At 58.6% G+C, this 403-nt stretch carries 2 protein-coding genes; both read left to right on the top strand.

Annotation, left to right across the window (positions count from 1 at the left end; genetic code table 11):
• Window positions 1-231 (top strand): sugar-binding domain-containing protein (locus tag EN750_RS38970; protein ID WP_281062403.1); only part of this gene is annotated, 231 nt, incomplete at its 5' end.
• Window positions 176-403 (top strand): hypothetical protein (locus EN750_RS40245; protein ID WP_210212826.1); only part of this gene is annotated, 228 nt, incomplete at its 3' end. The genes EN750_RS38970 and EN750_RS40245, both read left to right, overlap by 56 nt.

The raw sequence follows: 403 nt of genomic DNA, 5'->3' as shown, positions 1-403 counted from the left end.
TTCCTGGATCGAGACGGCCGCACGGTGGACCATCCGGTAAACGATCGGGTGATGTCGGTTGATCTCGATACAGTGAGACGCGCACGGCACGTGGTTATCGCATCGGGGGGAGAACAACGAGCCGCCGCAATCTTGGCAGCTATCAGGCGAATAGGCTGCAATACTTTGGTGACTGATGAAAGCGCTGCGCGTCAAATGCTCAGCTTGCTCAGAAGTCCGAGGGCTGATTAATAACTTCCATCACCGTTTTTTCCAGTTCTCTGTCAACAACGACGGCTGGGCCGAATCGCTCCAAATCCACCATGACGGCGTGACCGACTATCTGGGCTTCCGGATGGCCGAGCTGCCGAGGTCCGTGCGCTGGATTCCCGCACGCCGGACCAGAACGCACTGGGCCTGCCGC

Source organism: Mesorhizobium sp. M7A.F.Ca.ET.027.03.2.1 (assembly GCF_003999175.1).
Lineage (GTDB): Bacteria > Pseudomonadota > Alphaproteobacteria > Rhizobiales > Rhizobiaceae > Mesorhizobium.
Note: the sequence above shows the minus strand (reverse complement) of the source record. Positions and strands in the feature narration are given on the sequence as shown.